Source organism: uncultured Desulfosarcina sp., from assembly GCF_963664155.2.
Lineage (GTDB): Bacteria > Desulfobacterota > Desulfobacteria > Desulfobacterales > Desulfosarcinaceae > Desulfosarcina.
This window is the reverse complement of record NZ_CAXXXH010000001.1, coordinates 3,899,342-3,917,563: the sequence shown is the minus strand read 5'-3', so window position 1 is coordinate 3,917,563 and position 18,222 is coordinate 3,899,342. Positions and strand designations below refer to the sequence as shown.

Here is an 18,222-nt window from a genome sequence, read left to right as displayed (position 1 = left end):
TATTGGATATTCGCAGGATTTCTATTTCGCTTATGATCAAACCGCGCTGGCCCCGCCGTCCACCATCAAGGTCTGGCCGGTAATGAATCCCGCCCCCTCCGAGCACAGGAACAGCACCGGATGGACCACATCGGTCGTCTCGGCGATTCGTCCCAGGGGAATAGTCCTGACGATCTCCTTGAGCAGGTCGTCGTTGGACCAGAACGGCTGGGAGAAGCCGGTTCGCACCATGCACGGGGCCACCGCATTGACCTGAACGTTGAAGGGCGCCAGTTCCTGGGCCAGGGTTTTGGTCATCATCTCGATGGCCGCCTTGGCGATGCCGTAGATGCCCATTAATGGCGCCGCACGGCGGGCGGCAATGGACGTGATGCTGACGATTTTTCCCGCCTTCTGCTCACGCATGAGCTGCGCCGCTTTGCGGGAACAAAGCCAGGTGCCGGTCAGGTTGGATTCGACAATCTTGTTGAACAGGGACGGGTCGGCATCCACCACCCCGGTAATCAGGTTCATGCCCACGTTGTTCACCAGAACGTCGACCCTGCCGAAGCGCTCCAGGGTCTGGTCGAAGAGCCGGTCCACCTCAGCTTCCTTGGCAACGTGCGCCGGGACGGCCAGCACACGATCATCGCCGTCCAAGGCAGCCGCCGCCGCATTCAGCCCCTCCTGCTTGCGGCCGCAAATGACCACCTTGGCGCCCTGAGCCAACAAGTTCTTTGCCAGATCCAGACCGATGCCCCGGCTGCCACCGGTGACAATTGCCACCTTGCCATCAAGTCCGTAGGACAGGTTGTTCATGGTTTCCTCCATTCGTTGATGGATTCGTAAAAATTCGAAAGGGTCTCTTTATGGCGATCCCTGTGCAGGCGGGGATCCACTGTCATCGAATGCTTATAGATTCCCCATCGCGGGAATGACATAACTGGGCATTTTTTACAACTTCATCATGGTTCGATAGTAAAAAATATCTCAAAAACAGTCGTCATGCACATGTCCTGTGGGGCTGTGTTCAGGTCCCGGCAATGGCGGCGTTGAAAATGGAACAGGTCGAGCGGGATCTTTCTTAATTAAATTCAATGTATGAATTATGTTCGATTTTATAATTTAATTCAAATATTCTTGACTTCAAACAAAGGATTCTCTATGAAAAGTCAATCGAACGTAATTTATATAACAGTATCAAGTAAAACAAGAGGAGATAGAGATACCCTTGACCAGCCGATTCGACGGATACATGGGAAAAGTTCTGGACATGGACCTCTCAACGGGAACCATCGGCGAGTACCCCATTTCGGATGCAGACCGGGAACGGTTTCTCGGGGGCCGATTCCTGTCCACCAAGATCATGTGGGATGAACTCGAACCCGGCATCGACCCCCTTTCTCCGGACAATATCCTGATCATCATGACCTCGCCCCTCACCGGCACCGGAGCGCCGTCCACCAGCCGGTACGATATTTCCGCCAAAAGTCCCCTCACCGGCGCCGTGGGCCACTCCAACAGCGGCGGCAACTTCGGCATCCGGCTCAAACGGGCCGGCTGGGACGGCATGATCATTCGGGGCAAGGCTGCCGCGCCGGTCTTCATCGAAGTGGACGAGGACCGGGTGAGTATTCGCAGTGCCCGGGAGATCTGGGGGCTGGACACGCAACGGTCCCAGGCGGCCATGGGTAAAGGAGGTACCCTGGCCATCGGCCCGGCCGGCGAAAACCAGGTTAAATTCGCCACCGTGGTTTCCCAGGAGCGCAGCCACGGCCGTACCGGCATGGGCGCTGTCATGGGCTCCAAAAATCTAAAGGGCATCATCGCCCGAGGCAAGTGCAAGATACCCATCCGGGATAAAGCCCGCTTTAAGAAAACCGTCCGCAAATGGACGAAAATGCTTCAAGGGCACCCGGCCACCGGCGTGACGGCACCGCGCTACGGTACCGCCGTTTTCCTTACCGCCCTTTCCGCCGGAAACGCCCTGCCCACGAAAAACTTCTCCCGCGGCAGCTATGAAGATGCCGGAATGATCTCCGGCCAGCGTCTGGCCGAGGAGTATCTCGTCAAAAACGACGGCTGCGTCTCCTGCCCCATCCGCTGCGGGCGGGTGGTGGAGCTGGACGGCAAAAACATCAAAGGCCCCGAATACGAAATCCTCTGCCTGATGGGCTCCAATCTTCTGATCAACGACCTGGAAGCCATCATCCGCTGGAACTACGAACTGGATCTTCTCGGGATAGACACCATCACCGTGGGCAACGTGCTCGGATTCGCCGCCGAACTGGACGAGAAAGGCATGTGGGACAGCGGGGTCCGGTTCGGAAAAAAGGAGAACATCTCCGCTATTCTCCAGGACATCGCCCATCGCCGTGGCGTCGGCGCCGACCTGGCCGAAGGGGTGAGATTCCTTTCAGAAAAATTCGGCGGGCAGGAGTTTGCCGCCCATGTCAAGGGCCTGGAAATCGCCGCCTACGAACCACGCGCCTCCGTGGGCCATGGACTGGGCTACGCCACGGCCAACCGCGGGGCGTGCCATCTGGACGGCGGCTATCTAATCTACCTGGAGGTTACCGGGCCGGTCACCCTCAATCCGCTGCACCTGCGCTCCAAGCCCGGCTGGGTCATCCTCGACCAGAACCTGCTGGCCGCCATCAGCGCCGGTGGCAACTGCCTGTTCACCTCCTGGACCTTCGTGCCTAAAATCGCCTTTTCCCTTGCACGGTTCAGCTGGGTGGCCAAGACCATTACCTGGCTGATGACCCTCTCCTGGCCCGTGGTGGACGCCCTGTTGAAGATACCGCCCGTCTTCATGAGGTTCCACGTTCCCCTGCTGCCCCACGCCAAGGCCATCAAACAAGCCACAGGCATGCGTATGGATTTCGGCCGGTTTTCGCGGGTCGGAGAACGGGGTTACACGCTGGAACGGCTGTTCAACCTGCGCGAAGGAATCGGTAGGGCATCGGACACCCTGCCCAAACGATTTACCGACGAAACCCTGCCGGGGGTGGGGAAAAAATCGGTGGTTCCCATCAAACAGATGCTTCCCAAATACTATAAACTCAGAGGGTGGGATATGCATGGAATTCCAAAAGTAAAAACCCTCAAACGATTGGGATTGGATTTTGTGAACCGCAACAGCGCTCGCTAACCCCGTCGCTTGCGACGGGGTTAGCGAGCGAATCAAAAGATAGACAGCATTCCTTACGGTCGAAGATTCCTCGCAGCTTGCTGCGAGGTTCTTCAATCCGCCTGTGCTTAAAAAAGAACCGACGCAATCCCTGTAAGCATCCACAATCCCTGCTCCGTTTCAAAAACCGGCAGATCGCTGATACTGCGGTTCGGCCTGAGCATGAAGGCATGATTTTAAATTGTCCAGCCACGGCCAATACACCCGTATTGCCAACGCAAAACGCTTGCCTTTTCCTGATGTCCATCCCCTTCGCTGATTAAAAACGACAAACACCTAAAGTTTTCCAAAGAACGACCAATAATAACAATCAATCGGTACCACAACGTGCCATTATCTTTAACCTTATGGAGGTAGAGCCATGCTGAACCGGCTGTCCGTGAAAGGTAGAATGTATATCATCAACGTCTCTATCCTGGTGCTGTTCGCTACCATGGTCATGTTTTCCGTGCGCAGCAGCAACGGAACCAAGGACCTGGGCATTGAAAAAGCCGGCCAAGTGATGCTGGAAGACCAGAAGGCCAGAATCCAATTGGCCACCCATTCTGCCGCGCTGATGGCCGAGGCGGCAACCAGCGGCGTCAAGGACCATGAACAGATCAAAACCATCATTCGCAATCTGGTCGACAAAATCATCTATGAAAAAGATCGGTCCGGCTACTTTTTTGTATATGAGGAAACGGTTGCCGTCGCCTTTCCGGTAAAAAAGGAAAGTGTAGGCAAGGACCTTGGCGGTGTGACGGATAAAAACGGCAAAAAAGTGATCCAGGAGTTGCGTGATGCAGCCACGGCAGGGGGCGGTTTCGTCCAGTACATCTGGCCCAAACCGGGTGCCGGCGACCAGTCGAAACTATCCTACGCGGAAATGATCCCCGGAACGCAGATGTGGATCGGCACCGGCGTCTACCTGGATAACATCGACGCCTATCAGGCGCAGATGGCCGAAGAGATCGGATCCATGGTTTCCAAACGGACCACCACCATGGTCCTGGTCTCGGGAATCATCTTTGCCGCCATCATCGCCCTATGCCTGTTCATCGCCTTCGGCATCGTCCGGGCGCTAAAGGAAATGATCGTCAGTTTCCAGGACATCGCCGAGGGTGAGGGGGATCTGACCAAACGCATCAAAATTAACTCCAGGGATGAAATTGCCGAACTGGCCGGCTGGTTCAACACCTTCCTGGAAAAACTGCAGGGCATGATTAAAAAAATTGCCGTCAATTCCACGGATGTGGACCGCTCCTCAACGGAACTGTCCGAAATCGCCCTTCAGATGTCTCACGGTGCCGGCGAGACTTCCAGCCGGGCCAATAACGTGGCCACCGCCGCCGAAGAGATGAGCGCCAATCTGAACAACGTGGCCGCCGCCATGGAACAATCCTCCACCAACACCTCCATGGTGGCCACCGCCGCCGAAGAGATGACCGCCACCATCAATGAGATCGCCCAGAATGCCGAAAAGGCCCGGGCCATATCCGATCAGGCCGTCCACAAGGCCGGGGAAACCTCCGGCCAGATGGAAGGGTTGGGACAGGCGGCTCAAGGCATCGGCAAGGTGGTCGAAACCATTACGGAAATTTCCGAACAGGTCAACCTGCTGGCTCTCAATGCCACCATCGAGGCCGCCCGGGCGGGAGAAGCGGGAAAGGGCTTTGCCGTGGTGGCCAATGAGATCAAGGAACTGGCCAAGCAGACCTCGGCGGCCACCCTCGAAATCAAGGAGAAGATCGCCAACATTCAGGGCAGCACCGACGGAACCGTCAAGGGGATCAACGAAATCTCGGAGGTTATCAACAACATCAACGAGATCGTCGGCACCATCGCCACGGCCGTGGAGGAGCAGTCCGTTGCGACCAAAGAAATCGCCAGCAACATTGCCCAGGCATCCCAGGGGATCCAGGAAGTCAACGAGAACGTCAACCAGAGTTCCACGGTGGCTGCCGAGATCACCCGCGATATTGCCGTGGTCAATCAGAGTTCCAGCGAAATCGCCAACAGCAGCGACCAGGTCAAAGTCAGCGGCGACGACCTCAAACGCATGGCTGCGGAACTGCATACCATTGTAGGAAGCTTCAAGGTCTGACCGCAGTAACATCTTCTTCCGGCCAGGCGTGGCCGGAAGAAGATTTCAACCGTTATGCCTGCCGATCCCACCCCCCGTCGCGTCTCAGCGCCGCAATCACATCCGCCGCCCGCTCCTTGAGGACCAGCTTGTCTACCTTGGCGGTACGGGTAAGCGGGAAGGTTTCATTGGCCGGCCAGATGACCACATGTTGAGGGCGCTTGTAGGATGCGATTTCCTTACAATGGCTCATGACCTGTTCCGGGGTGACGGTTTTTCCGGCTTCGGGTTGAACAAAGGCCACAATGCCCTCATCGAAAAAATCATGGGGCATTCCCACCACTTCGGCTGACGCCACGCCGACCATCCGGGCAATGTGGTCCTCCACTTCATCGGGAAAGACATTGTAGCCCTTCTGTTTGATCATGAATTTTCTCCGCCCGCTCAGAACCAACGCCCGATAATCCCCCTTTTCCTCAAACCGGCCCAGGTCGCCGGTATACAGGATGCCCTCCCGTGAGACAGCTTCGGCGGTTTCTTCGGGCATGTTGAAATAGCCGGCGAAGACGATGGGGGGGTGGTAGCAAATCTCACCGATCTTGCCGGTCGGCAGTTCGGCCCCGGCCCTGCCGTCCGGTTGCATGGGCTCCCGGATGGTCACTTCAGCCAGATCCGGAAAGGCTCGGCCCACCTGGCCGGCCATTTCCTCGGCGGGGATGTCAGGCGGCGTCATCGTGGCGAAGCCGGCGTTTTCGGTCATACCGATGCCGGTAAAAATCCGGGGAGCCATGGTCTGCAGCCGCCGGAGAAAGGGCAGGTCTCCCGCCGATCCCGCGTAAACGGCATTTTTCAAACTGGAAAGATCGTACCGGTCGTAATCGGGAAGCGCCCAGAGCATTCGGTACTGGGTGGGAATCATACCCAACGCATTGACCCGATGGTCCTGGATGGCTTCCAGTGAACCTTTGGGGTCGAAGATGCGCAGCATCACGGCGGTGCCGGCTACGGCCATACAGGTCATGAAACACTCGGTGACGCAGCCCACATGGCTGGGCGGCAGGTTGATCAGAATCCGCATGTCGCCGCCGGGAACGGCGCCGAACCCCCGGGCCAACACTTCGTTTTGAACGATGACGTTCCGGTGGGTCAGCACCGCCGGTTTGGGCGCACCGGTCGTGCCGGTGGTAAAAATGATCAGGGCCGGATTATCAGCCCCCACCCCGGCATATTTTTTTTTGAGGTGCCGGGTGAACAGGTCTTTTATTTTCAGCGCCAGCAGGATTTTTTTATCCATTAACCGGGTGATACCCGCGGCACCCTCGAGGATGTCGCCGGGTTGGGGATCGGCGGAGAACTGAACCAGACATGTAACCGTCGGGCAACCTTCCCGGACGGCCGCCGCCGCCGTACGAAAATCGCGGACCGGCGTATCGCCCAGGAAAAAGAAGGCGCGCGGTTCAATCTTGTTGATGTCCCGAACCACTTCCCCGTCCTTGAGACGCACGTCCAGGGGGGCGAAAATGGCCCCGATGCGGAAACAGGCATACATCAGGGCCATGTGTTCAGGGACCAGGACCAAAAGGCTGGCCACGCGGTCACCCGGTTGAATGCCCATGGACAGCAGGCGCAGCGCAAAAAAGTCGATAAGGGTCCTGAACCGTGCATAGGAAATGGTCTTGCCGTCTTCGTGCTGGATCATGGCCGCGTGGTGGGGCAATTGGGCGGCCCAATGATCCACGTAATCGCTGAGGCGTGGAAGGCGTACGAAGTGATCGCTCATGGATTTTCCCCTTTGGCTTTTGTTGTCGTGCGGTAGACGAGCTGGCCCTTGCGCAGCACGGGCTGATTCCTGGCATCGATGACGTCGAAGATCAATGTCACCCGATCGCCCGCCACGGATCGCCTGCGCAAACGCACGGTAATTGGGCTTCCGGGAAAAACCATGCCGGTGAAGCGGCAGGCCACTTCAGCAACCGCTGACGGATGGACAGCGGATTCCCGGTCGAGCACTGTCCTGACCGCCAGGGCCAGGGTAGCGGTGCCCTGAAGAATGATGCCGGGAAGTCCCACGTCACGGGCAAATGCCGGTGAGGTGTGGATGGGAAAGACGATATCACTGCACCCGTCGTAAACGTATGGCAGCAAAGGATCGATGTATATGTTTTGCTGCCACACCGGGTCGTCGGAAGGGTCCGGTGGCGGTTCATCGGGCAGTCCGGGAAGGCGTCGTCCGTCATCGCTGCACCTGACCCCCCGCAGCAGGGCACCGATGTGTTCGGTAAATACCGGCTGTCCGCCTTCGTCCGCCGCCGCATAGCGCATGACCACACGGGTGCCGGCCCGGTGGGGCAGAATAGCCGCCACGGTACCCGCCACCGTCAGGGTCTGGCCCGGCCGGATAGGATGATGCAGGGCAATGTGTTCAGTGTAATGGACCTGCATGGCCATCAATTCCAGGGGAAACCGGCTGTTTCGAAGGTATCGGTCCATGTGCAGGGTGATCGGCCAGGTCACGGCCACGGGAAACACGGGATGGGCAAAAATCCCCCCCCGGCGGGTATCGTCAAAATAACAGGCGGCGTGTTCGCCGATGGCAGCGGCGTAGTTGGTTGTTTGCCTAGCCTCCACAATGGTTTGATGGGGCAGGAGTTCCGTTCCGACAAATGCAGAATCGATGTTCACGGGTATCTCCGATAAAAAGGGTTTTTCGGCTAATGCCCACAATATAGAAACAAAGTTTTAGCGTCAATGAAATGGATACTGAATCAGCAGGGATTGAAAAAACAAGTCGTTCCGGGAAAGGCAAAAAAAAGGTGGGGTGTCCTCCGGCGGTGGATGCGGCGAAAACCGTACATGGAGAAAAAATCGGTTGCCTGGGTTAACGATCTTGCCGGAAGTCCCCGGGACTTCCGGCAAGAGGGAACCATTTAACCGGCTTGAACCGCTATACGCCGCGGCGTTGCCTTCTCCACCTTGGGCAGGGTCAGCCGCAATACCCCGTCTCTGAGCTTGGCATCGATCTTTTCCTGGGCGATAACCTCGGAGAGGGAGAACTGGCGGTAGTAGCGTCCGGTTTCATATTCCACAAAGATCTTCTCTCCGGGTGCTCCCACGTCCGGGCTCACATCTCCCGTCAGGGTCAGGGTATCGTCCCTGAGATCCACATTCAGGTCATCCGTTTTCACACCGGGCATATCCACCAACAGGGTGATGGCCTGTTCTGTCTCGAAGATATCCACGTTGGGCGTGAACACCGGGCCCGGCTTGGTCTGCTCGGCAGGTATGGCCACTGCTTGTTTTTCCATGACTTTCATTTCTTTGGTGTCTGCCATGATCGGTCCCTCCTTTCATCGTCCATTTTATTGTACCGCGATCTGCCTGGGTTTTGCCTTTTCCGCTTTGGCGATGGTCACGGTCAGTACGCCGTCCACCAGCCTCGCCTTGACATCGTCCGGATCGATATCGCCGGGCAGGGCAACCGCTCGTGAAAACCGTCCGGCTTCACGCTCCCTGCGGTGATACCTGGCATCTGCCGCCTCTTCGGAAATCTTGCGTTCTCCCGCCAGGGTCACCTGGTTGGCGGTTACACTGAGATCCAGGTCCCCTGAATTCACACCGGGCAGTTCCGCACTGACGTAATAGGCGTCCGCATCTTCGGTGATGTTAACCGCCGGAAACACACCCGCTCCGGCGCGACTGAGGGGCTGGTCACCGTAAGTCTCAAAGAGGCGTTCCATCTGACGCCGCATTCCCTCCAGATCTGAAAAGGAAGAACTGAAACGCCGACTGGGTGCACCGAAAAGTGTTCTGTAAATCATAGCCGAACCTCCTTTTTTTTTTAAAGTTCCGGAACGCAATCCCGTTTTAAAGTGCCTGTCTGTTTCGTTCAAACAATACTAACTGTTTTAGCGTTGTCAATATTATGGCATAATTATATTATTGCATTATTTTTCATATAATATAAAATAAGGTAATTAATTATGACGACACATGTGGAGATTCTAAATGGCTCGGAAAAACAATACAGATGAAAACGGTTCGTTAACCTTCATTACCAGTTCGGGTCTTCGGGGCAGACAATCGGTGCGGGCGACATTCAAACTCTCCTCCGGCTGTATCGAGGCCATCAGCATCGTTGCCGCACAGCTGGGCATCAAACAAAAATCCCTTTTCGACCACTTGGCCCAGGACAGTGCGTCCCTCAATGCCATCGCCAAGGAAGTCCAGAATTCCAGGGTGGGGGCGGAGCACCGGGTCCAGAAAACCTATGTAATCAGCAGAAGCTCCCTCTCCCTGCTGGATGAGATTTCAAGGGCCTTCAACGCACCGCGCGATGCGCTTGTGGAGTTTTCGGTGCGAAGGCTGCTGCCGGTGATCGACAATGAACAAAAAAAATATGAAATGCGCAAAGCTGCATTTTCCGGCATACAGCAGCATTTTAAAAAAGGCACGCAGCTGCTGGAAAAAATGATCGACCAGTTGGGAGAAGATGATCCGGTTGTCGCCAGGCTGTCATCGGTGATGGAGACTTATGCCTCTGCGGAAAAAGCTATCGGCGCCTTTCTGGAGCGAACCCGGGGTATCGAGGATTTTGACCCGGAGAATCTGAATCAGATGGATGTGCAGTTTGAACGATAGGCTTTTCATGCCCAAAGCTCGATCCGGTTGCCCTCGGGATCGAACAGGAAGAAGGCCCGCGCACCCCACTTGCCCTTGATCGGGCCAACGGCGATGCCGCCTGAGGCCAAACGGTCATGGACGGCATCAATGTCTTCCACTTGCCACGACAGGGTAATCCCGGCCCCGCCAGCGCTGTTGACAGAGGCGCGTGACGCATCGGCGACGCTCATGCAGCCATGATCGGTGAGCTGGAACTCCACGAACCAGGCTTTTTGCAGAAGCACCGGCAGGTTGATCACGTCGCGGTAAAACCTGACCGTGGCGTCCCATTGGTTGCAGTACAAAATTGTGTTGGTGCGATGGATGGTCATGAATTTCATTGGCGTCTCTCAGGCGTGGGCGTGTGTCTGTTCATCCGGAAATTTATTGGCCCAGCCTATGCCAGCCGGAGGCTTGGTGTCAACCGGCGCATGCCGATGACCAACATGTTTAGGACTGTTTTGGCACGCTTAGTGCTTACTGAATTAGCCGGGCTAACAGCATTTTTTCTATCGAACCACGTCGGCAGCGGATTTTGCCTTTCTCCGTTGCCTGGCACAGGAAAAAAAACGACCGCCCGATGGCATCGGTTTGCCGTTTTTAGGTAAACATGCGACACTCTATTGGCGGTTCAGACATGGCGCCCGGAAGACCACGATGGCCATCGAGGCCCATTGCACACCCGGAGAAGCGGTTTCACGGGGTGTTTACGATCAACATCGTACGATTGGAGTCGTAAAATGATCAAACTCATCGATCTGCTCAAGATCGCCGGTGTATTTTTGAACAGTTACAAAATCCACTGCGCGGCAGGCAGAGATGACTCACCCCTGGAGGCATTCTTCGAAGGCCGGTTCAAGGCGTGGCAGGAGCATCAAAACCAACAGAATTTTCGATGCGATGAGATCATCTCCCTGATTCATCTGGAGGAGGACAAATGGCTTTTTGCCGGTATCTATCAGGTACTTGGCGTCAAGCACCGCAAAGAGGGGGATAACAACTGGTTCGAATACGGTACCAAAGAAATGGCTGGCCTCGAGCACCTCACCGGTCGCGTTGTGGTCCAGTTCCGCAAGCGCTTCATCGCCTCACACCTGATTGGCACCAAATATATTGATAAGTTGCTGGTGTCCGAAATTCGTGAAAAACGCATGCGGGTAGCCGACTTCCCTGGGTACAATGCGGTAAATCTATCCTACCGGTTGCTGCGCACCGTCGTCAGGAAGAATCTGCCTCAGTGGAAAGCCGCGTTGAGCGATGTGAGCGGGGTCTATCTGGTCACGGACAACCATACCGGCAAACATTTTGTCGGCAGCGCCCAGGGGGGAGACACGATCTGGCATCAGTGGGTCTCTTTTGCCATCAGCGGCCATGGGGAAATCAAAACCCTGCAGCGGCTGCTGAGCCGCGAGGTGGGTGACTATCAGTTCAACTTCCAGTTTTCGATTCTGGAAGTCTGCGATTTGAAGGCAAGCAGGGACTATGTGGTTTCCAGAGCCGAGCATTGGAAAGCAGTGCTGCGGTCAGTCGCGTTCGGCTACAACGAAAAGTAAGCAACGACCCGGTTCGGGTTCCCTTCGATAGTATAAAAAGTGGAATTGGCGTTGATTTGACCGGCCCATTGGGGTAAATTGAAAAACGTCTTCCCGGTTCGACCATTCTCATGACCACTCCGAAGGAAAACAGGCGCTGCACCGGTTGGCGCCGTTTTCCTGTCTGAATCGCTCTCCAGTCATCCTTATCAGGGTAGACGATGTCAATCTTTCGTTTGTTGAATAAACGATACCGGCCTTGGTTTTCTTAATTTCCCAGGAGGTTAGCCCCATGGATAGCCTGTACCCGGAAGACAGCAACGCCAGCTTTAGCAGCCCGAATTCAACTCTCACACTGAAAGATGAAATCCAACGGCACATCCGCTTCACCATGGGCAGAGACCCGGCAAAGCCCAACCGCCATGCCTGTTTCATGGGATTGGCCTACAGCATCCGCGATCGCCTCATCGACCGGTGGATCCGCACGCAGCGCTCGCAGTATGACACCCTGGCCAAACGGGTCTATTTCCTATCCCTGGAGTTTCTGCCGGGTCGCTTTCTCATGAACTACCTGATCAGCCTCAAGATGGTGGACGAAGTTCGTCAAACGGTAGAAGAAATGGGCTTCGATCTGGATGAGCTGGAAGAGCAGGAGTGGGATGCAGGTCTGGGAAACGGCGGTCTAGGGCGCCTGGCCTCCTGTTACATGGATTCCCTGGCCTGTCTGGACCTTCCCGGCTACGGCTACGGCATCCGTTACGACTACGGCATATTCCATCAGACGATCGAAAACGGATGGCAGCGGGAACAGTGCGACAACTGGTCCCGCAAGGGGACGCCCTGGGAAATCCTCCGGGGAGAATATTTGAGACCCGTACACTTTTACGGCCGCACCGAAACCTACACCGATGACGCCGGCCGCCAGTGCCACCGCTGGGTCGACGGAGAAACGGTCATGGCCATGGCCTGCGACATCCTTGTCCCCGGCTACGGAGATGATTTCGTCACCAACATGCGTCTGTGGCGGGCCCAGTCAAGCCGGGAATTCAACCTGGATGAATTCAACCAGGGCGACTATATCGGCGCCGTCGAAGCCAAGGTGCTCAGCGAAAATATCTCCGGCGTGCTTTATCCGAGCGACGAGATGGAGCAGGGCCGGGAACTGCGCCTGAAACAGCAGTACTTCTTCGTGGCCGCCACCCTGGCCGATATTCTTCGACGATTCAAAAAACTGGACCGGGATTTTTCCGAACTGCCCGACTTCGTGGCGATCCAGCTCAACGACACCCACCCGGCCATCGCCATCCCTGAACTCATGCGCCTGCTCATGGACGAGGAGGGGCTGGTATGGGACAAGGCCTGGCCTGTCTGCGAAAAAACATTCGCTTACACCAACCACACGGTACTTCCCGAAGCCCTGGAAACCTGGCCCGTTGACCTTATCCGGCGGATCCTGCCCCGGCACATGGAAATCATATTTGAAATCAACCGCCGCTTCCTGGCCATGGTCGCCAACAAGAACAAGGAGGACAACGGCCTTGCCCAGCGTGTGTCGCTGATTGTCGAAGGCGGACAGCAGCGGGTCCGCATGGCCCATCTGGCCATCGTGGGCAGCCACACCGTCAATGGCGTGGCCGAGCTCCACAGCAATATTATCAAGAAAGCCCTCTTCAAAGATTTCGACACCCTTTTTCCCGGCCGCCTCGCCAATGTCACCAACGGCATCACCCCCCGCCGCTGGCTGGCCCAGGCCAACCCGCCGTTGGCCAGGTTGATCAATGACACCATCGGCCCCGAATGGATCACCGACCTCTACCGGCTGCGGGAACTGGAACCTTTGGCCGAGGATGCCGCGTTTCGCCAACGCTGGATCCAAACCAAGCGGGATAACAAAAAACGGCTGGCACGTTATATCCTTCGAAAAATCGGTGTGGGGGTTGACCCGGAAACGCTGTTTTCCGTGCAGGTCAAACGCATCCATGAGTACAAGCGTCAGTTGCTCAACGTCCTCCACGTGATCACTTTGTACCATCGCATCCGGGCGAACCCCGCCGCGCCGATGGTGCCGCGCACCGTTATCTTTGCCGGCAAGGCCGCTCCGGCTTACCACCAGGCTAAACGCATCATCAAGCTGATCAATGCGGTGGCTGCGAAAACCAACAGCGACCCGTTGGTCCAGGGAAAGCTGCGGGTGGTGTTTTTACCCAATTATTGCGTCTCCCAGGCTGAAAAGATCATCCCCGCGGCGGACCTGTCCGAACAGATCTCCACCGCCGGCATGGAGGCCTCGGGAACAGGCAACATGAAGATGTCGTTGAACGGCGCCTTGACCATCGGGACCCTGGACGGTGCCAATGTCGAAATCATGGAAGAAGTGGGCCAGGAAAACATCTTCATCTTCGGCCTTACGGCGGACCAGGTGACGTCCCTTCGCAGCGGGGGGTACGACCCGCGGACTTACTACGACAGCGATTCCGAACTGCGTCTGGCCCTTGACAGCATCAGCCGGGGGGATTTTTCGCCGGAAGACCCCTATCTCTTTTCACCCATTATGGAATCGTTGCTTCACCGGGGTGATTTCTATATGCTGCTGGCCGACTACCGGGCTTATGTAACCACCCAGGAGGCCGTGGGCAAGCTCTTCCTGGACAAGGACGAATGGGCCAGAAAATCGATCCTCAACACCGCCCGGATGGGCAAATTCTCCAGCGACCGGTCCGTTATGGAATATGCCGACAACATCTGGGGATTGAAACCGCTTCCGGCGGTGGAAAAATAAACAAGAACGATTGGCGAGGTTCCAGCAAGGAGGCCTGTTACATGACCGACGATCAACAACCCACAGCCCACGCCGCTTCGGTATCCATCGCCCGGCAGCCCATATTTGATGAAAACCGTCGACTGTGGGGATATGAATTGTTTTGTGTGGGTGAAGGAGCGTCGCCGAGGACGGACGGCGAGCCGGAAAACATGGCCATCACTGTGGCGGCAAGCGCATATATGGGACTCCAGCAGATCCTCAGGCAGGGCCAGAAAATCATGCTCAATTTCGATGAAATGAGCATCCTGGATGACATGCCCTATGCCCTGCCCCCGGTGAATGCCGCCGTACAGGTGGATGAGCGGGTGTTTCTGCGCCCCGATATCCCGCAGATGCTAGAGCGCCTAAAATCTGACGGCTATCTCATCGCCGTTCGCGGATTCAGCGGCGAGCCGCAGTTTGATCGACTTTATGAGCTGGCGGATATCATTGCCGTACCGGTGATCGGCAGGCAGAAAGCGGAGGTGGCGACCCTGCTGTCAACCATCCACGATGTGGATGCCCGGCTTTTGGCCCGGCGGGTTGATGATGCCGCCGGGTTCGCAATGTGCCGGGAAGCGGGTGTCACCCTTTTCGAAGGGGCCTTTTTCAAGCAGCCGGACACCATCACCGTGCACAAAATGACCTCCAACGCCGTGTCGCGCCTGAAGCTCCTGCAGAATATCGAACAGCGGGACCCGGACATCGATGCCTTGGCGGAAACCATTCAATCCGATGTCGCCATCAGCTTCCGCCTGCTGACCTACCTGAATTCGACGGCTTTCGGTCTTTCTCAGAAAATCAAATCCATCCAGCATGCCATCCGGCTACTGGGATGGCCGAAACTGAAAAACTGGCTGCGTGTGATCCTGCTCAACGACATGAGCGAGACGGCGGCGCCGGACCTGATTCAGCTCTCCGCCCAGCGGGGAAAATTCCTGGAACTGGTGGCACAGCACCACGATTTCTGGGGGTTCGATCCGGAGAGTCTGCACCTGCTGGGCCTGTTTTCCCTGCTGGACACCATGCTGGGCACCCCCATGGAGGAAATCGTCACCTTTCTGCCCCTTGAGAATAAGCTCAAGGATGCCCTGCGCCGGGAGGCCAACAACGAATACCTGCCCCTGGTCCAGCTGGCCCAGTGCGTCGAAGAAGCCCGCTGGGAGGATGCCGACGTCATGATGCAGAAACTCAACCTTAACCGCGACAAGGTGACCGCGGCCTTTAAAGATGCAGTGGAATGGGCGGACCAGTTGACCGCGGTGCATGCCGGAAACCCCGGGTAAGCACACCTTTAAACAAGTCTCCTGGCAGCAGGGTGTACGCCCCCTCAATAAATTTCTGTCATCGGGAATATCCGGTTACCCCTCCCGGATCACAATCTCCTTGCCGAGGGTTGCCCCCAGAAGCAGCTCGAGACCCCCGCCTTCGGTGGAAAAATCCTTCGGGGTGTATTCCGAACAGGGGCTGCCACCGCATTCATTGGACGGAAGCAATCCCATGCGCTGGTAGGCTTCGGCCACCAGCTCGCTGCAGAACAGGCTGGACAGGTCCTCTTCCACATGGCCCAGCGGCCCGTCCCACACGGCCTTGACCATCTGGATGATGTGCGATTCATAGGGACGGTTTTTCACCTCCTGGCGAAACCGGGAAAGGGCGTTGAGCATTTCAGGCGTGCGGACGACACTCAGGTGCCGGACGGCCACTTTGCCGTTGTAGCTGTTCACCGCCTCGCTCATCACATTGACCTGCACGCCGTTCTTCAGTACCCCTTCAAAAAAATCCTTGGCCTTGCACACCGGTGTGGTCTGGTACAGCAATGCCACGTCCGGCTCTTTAGCCCTTACCACCATGGCCACGTGGGACCACGTGCACAGGGACCCGATCTTCAATCCCATGCTGATCAGACCTTTCCCTGAAAACAGAACGATGTCACCGGTGTCCAGTCTGTCTCTCACTTCATCGTATGTCGCCATTCGTCAACTCCTCTTGCCAAAGGGTTGTCATAATGTGACCGTCCGCGGGTGGAAAGATCGAACGGAAGTCAGGCGTCTCGACCCAGCAAATCCTGAAGCACCTGCCGTTCCCGGGCATTGGGCAGGACGCCGAAGAGGCTGGCCTCTAATACGGTCTCCTGGTATTGGTTGGTGAAAACGGCCTCGGCCTCGGCCCGGTTCTTCTCATCCACACTTGTAATCGTGAAGCGGCAAGTGATGGTATCGTTAAAATAGACCGGTTTTTTAAAACGGAAATTCATGCCCGAAGCCAGCCATCCGATCTGGCCGCCCACCTCGGTGATCATGCCGCCCACAAGCAGCCCGTGGCAGATCCGGTCGTTAAACCCCTTGAGGGCAACGAATGGATTGCTCGAGTGGATGGGGTTATGGTCCCGGGTCACTTCGGTAAACGCGTCAACATCCTTTTCGGTGAAGGTCCGGGTAATGGTGAAGGTGTCGCCGGCCTTCAATCCGGCGACGGTTCGGCGGCGGATGTCATTCATGAGAAAACTCCGTTATTTCCTGATCTTCACCCACAACAGCCGCGCCGTTTCCTTGCCCGTATTTTTCCATTGGGAAGGGATTTCACGGGTGAGGTAGATCACATCCCCCGGCGTGGCCGCGTACAAGCGGTTGCCGATTTTAAGTTCGATGCTGCCGTCGAGGAGATACCCCATTTCCTGTCCTTTATGGATGAAAAAATGGGCGGAGAGCTTTTTACCGGCGGGAATCTCTATCAGGTAAGGTTCCGCGTCGGCATCGAAATCCGCGGGGGAGAGCCGGTATCCCGCTGCATCCGGTTTCGGCAGGTCGGGAAGGCTGATCCGGGTCCCGCCGCCGGAAAACACCACCTGACCGATTGCGTCGGATCTGTCCTGGAAAAAGGCCGCCACCGATACGTTCAGCACCTGGGCGATTTTAAAAAGCGCCGGCAAAGAAGGGTAGATGGTGCCGGTTTCAATCTGGGAGATGGTGCTGGGGGTCACCCCCACCAATGCGGCCAACTCCTTCTGGGGCATGGCCTGACGCTTTCGAATCTGCTTTATGCGGCCGCCCAGGTCAATATTTCCGCCTTTGCCCGTTTCCGTTTCAAAGGCCACGTCCAGCCCGTCGTTCCAGTATATCAGGGGACTGTTTAAGGCATCGGGTCTGCGTTTATCCGCCTTGAGGATGGTCAGGGCCGACTTTCCCCGGTTGACGGTCAGGTCGATGGCCACCTGGGCAATCTGGTTGATGCTGGCCCGGAGGCGATCCGAGTGGGCGCCCTTTTCCATGATCCAATAGGCGATGGTGTCCAACTCGTAAAGGCGCGGACAGGCGTGCGAGTAAAATTTCCCGATCGCCTCCTCCCCGCCCCATAAATCCTGCATACCGGTGAGGGAATCGAAGACGAACCGGACATCCCCTTTCATGGTTCCGTGGAGGCTGTAGACGGCATCGGAGACGACTTCCGGATCTCCGGGGGCATTGACGCGAACCATCTTGTGCGGCCACTGGGCGCCGTCTTTCTCATAGAATTTGCTGAACACCTCGCTGCCGTCCCCCTTGCCGTGGGTAAAACAGTCCAGAATGGTCAGATGCTGATTCTCCGCCAGCGGACCCAGATCCTCCAGCAGGGTTTTGGGGGACCGGTCAAAGGTGATGTAGATCAAGGGTTTGTTCTGACGCTGGGATTCCTGGATAAAATTGAGGCTGAAGGTCGATGCCAGGCTGCCGGCATTATCGTACCAGACCACGTTGTCGCCGATAAACAGTCCCCCCAACTGCCGGTCGAGCTGGCTGACGCCCGAGGAGACGCGGATTTTCTTTTTAAACATGGATTCGACCCCTGATCGGATTGCGGGTAAGCGGGTTGACAACGCATTGATGGTGAGCACGATACACTATCGGATGGGTTCTTCGAAAGATAAAAAAAGTTCCCGGGCATTTTGATAAGCATTGCACCTTTAAAAAGGCACATTACTGTTTGAAAAAAGGTTGCCAAAAATCCGGCCAGCCAA

At 56.5% G+C, this 18,222-nt stretch carries 15 protein-coding genes; 6 read left to right on the top strand and 9 right to left on the bottom strand.

Features of this window, described 5'->3' with window-relative positions; all coding sequences use genetic code 11:
• Window positions 1–36: 36 nt before the first annotated feature.
• A complete protein-coding gene (locus tag ACHZBS_RS17835) occupies window positions 37–798 on the bottom strand; it encodes an SDR family oxidoreductase (protein WP_319407874.1) in 762 nt (253 codons plus the stop codon).
• A gap of 412 nt (window positions 799–1,210) precedes the next feature.
• Between ACHZBS_RS17835 and ACHZBS_RS17830 the strand changes: the two genes are divergently transcribed.
• Window positions 1,211–3,133, top strand: a complete 1,923-nt coding sequence (locus ACHZBS_RS17830; RefSeq protein ID WP_319407873.1) for an aldehyde ferredoxin oxidoreductase family protein — start codon at window positions 1,211–1,213, stop codon at window positions 3,131–3,133.
• A 400-nt stretch (window positions 3,134–3,533) separates the two neighbouring features.
• Complete coding sequence (locus ACHZBS_RS17825) at window positions 3,534–5,255, top strand: methyl-accepting chemotaxis protein (RefSeq protein ID WP_319407872.1); 1,722 nt, start codon at window positions 3,534–3,536, stop codon at window positions 5,253–5,255.
• Between the two features lie 52 nt (window positions 5,256–5,307).
• On the opposite strand, the gene ACHZBS_RS17820 is transcribed toward ACHZBS_RS17825, so the two are convergent.
• The 4 genes from ACHZBS_RS17820 to ACHZBS_RS17805 all read right to left on the bottom strand — a co-directional run bounded on the left by ACHZBS_RS17820 (window position 5,308) and on the right by ACHZBS_RS17805 (window position 9,052).
• Window positions 5,308–7,014, bottom strand: a complete 1,707-nt coding sequence (locus tag ACHZBS_RS17820) for a class I adenylate-forming enzyme family protein (RefSeq protein ID WP_319407871.1) — start codon at window positions 7,012–7,014, stop codon at window positions 5,308–5,310.
• Window positions 7,011–7,916: a MaoC/PaaZ C-terminal domain-containing protein gene (locus ACHZBS_RS17815; RefSeq protein WP_319407870.1), complete on the bottom strand. Its 906-nt coding sequence runs from the start codon at window positions 7,914–7,916 to the stop codon at window positions 7,011–7,013. Before ACHZBS_RS17815 ends, ACHZBS_RS17820 begins: the two co-directional genes overlap by 4 nt.
• A gap of 245 nt (window positions 7,917–8,161) precedes the next feature.
• Window positions 8,162–8,566 carry an Hsp20/alpha crystallin family protein gene (locus tag ACHZBS_RS17810; RefSeq protein ID WP_319407869.1) on the bottom strand — a complete coding sequence of 135 codons (405 nt, stop codon included), beginning with the start codon at window positions 8,564–8,566 and terminating at the stop codon, window positions 8,162–8,164.
• A 27-nt stretch (window positions 8,567–8,593) separates the two neighbouring features.
• The gene (locus ACHZBS_RS17805; protein WP_319407868.1) at window positions 8,594–9,052 is read right to left on the bottom strand and encodes an Hsp20/alpha crystallin family protein; all 459 of its coding nucleotides are present in this window, start codon (window positions 9,050–9,052) and stop codon (window positions 8,594–8,596) included.
• Window positions 9,053–9,239: 187 nt separating this feature from the next.
• On the opposite strand from ACHZBS_RS17805, the gene ACHZBS_RS17800 reads away from it, so the two are divergent.
• Complete coding sequence (locus tag ACHZBS_RS17800; protein WP_319407867.1) at window positions 9,240–9,872, top strand: hypothetical protein; 633 nt, start codon at window positions 9,240–9,242, stop codon at window positions 9,870–9,872.
• A gap of 5 nt (window positions 9,873–9,877) precedes the next feature.
• Here ACHZBS_RS17800 and ACHZBS_RS17795 read toward each other — a convergent pair whose 3' ends face one another.
• Complete coding sequence (locus ACHZBS_RS17795) at window positions 9,878–10,234, bottom strand: VOC family protein (protein WP_319407866.1); 357 nt, start codon at window positions 10,232–10,234, stop codon at window positions 9,878–9,880.
• A 399-nt stretch (window positions 10,235–10,633) separates the two neighbouring features.
• Between ACHZBS_RS17795 and ACHZBS_RS17790 the strand changes: the two genes are divergently transcribed.
• The 3 genes from ACHZBS_RS17790 (at window position 10,634) to ACHZBS_RS17780 (ending at window position 15,511) form a co-directional block, all read left to right on the top strand.
• Entirely contained in the window at window positions 10,634–11,446 is an 813-nt protein-coding gene (locus ACHZBS_RS17790) for a GIY-YIG nuclease family protein (protein ID WP_319407865.1), read from the top strand.
• 271 nt (window positions 11,447–11,717) lie between these two features.
• Window positions 11,718–14,204 (top strand): glycogen/starch/alpha-glucan phosphorylase, encoded by a 2,487-nt coding sequence (locus tag ACHZBS_RS17785; RefSeq protein WP_319407864.1) that lies wholly within the window; start codon window positions 11,718–11,720, stop codon window positions 14,202–14,204.
• Between the two features lie 41 nt (window positions 14,205–14,245).
• Complete coding sequence (locus tag ACHZBS_RS17780; protein ID WP_319407863.1) at window positions 14,246–15,511, top strand: HDOD domain-containing protein; 1,266 nt, start codon at window positions 14,246–14,248, stop codon at window positions 15,509–15,511.
• A 75-nt stretch (window positions 15,512–15,586) separates the two neighbouring features.
• Here the strand turns inward: ACHZBS_RS17780 and ACHZBS_RS17775 are convergent, their stop codons facing one another.
• The 3 genes from ACHZBS_RS17775 to ACHZBS_RS17765 all read right to left on the bottom strand — a co-directional run bounded on the left by ACHZBS_RS17775 (window position 15,587) and on the right by ACHZBS_RS17765 (window position 18,039).
• Entirely contained in the window at window positions 15,587–16,201 is a 615-nt protein-coding gene (locus tag ACHZBS_RS17775) for a hypothetical protein (protein WP_319407862.1), read from the bottom strand.
• Between the two features lie 68 nt (window positions 16,202–16,269).
• Window positions 16,270–16,725, bottom strand: coding sequence for a MaoC family dehydratase (locus ACHZBS_RS17770; protein WP_319407861.1), 456 nt, complete (start codon window positions 16,723–16,725; stop codon window positions 16,270–16,272).
• Between the two features lie 12 nt (window positions 16,726–16,737).
• Entirely contained in the window at window positions 16,738–18,039 is a 1,302-nt protein-coding gene (locus ACHZBS_RS17765) for a helix-turn-helix domain-containing protein (protein WP_319407860.1), read from the bottom strand.
• Window positions 18,040–18,222: the final 183 nt, after the last annotated feature.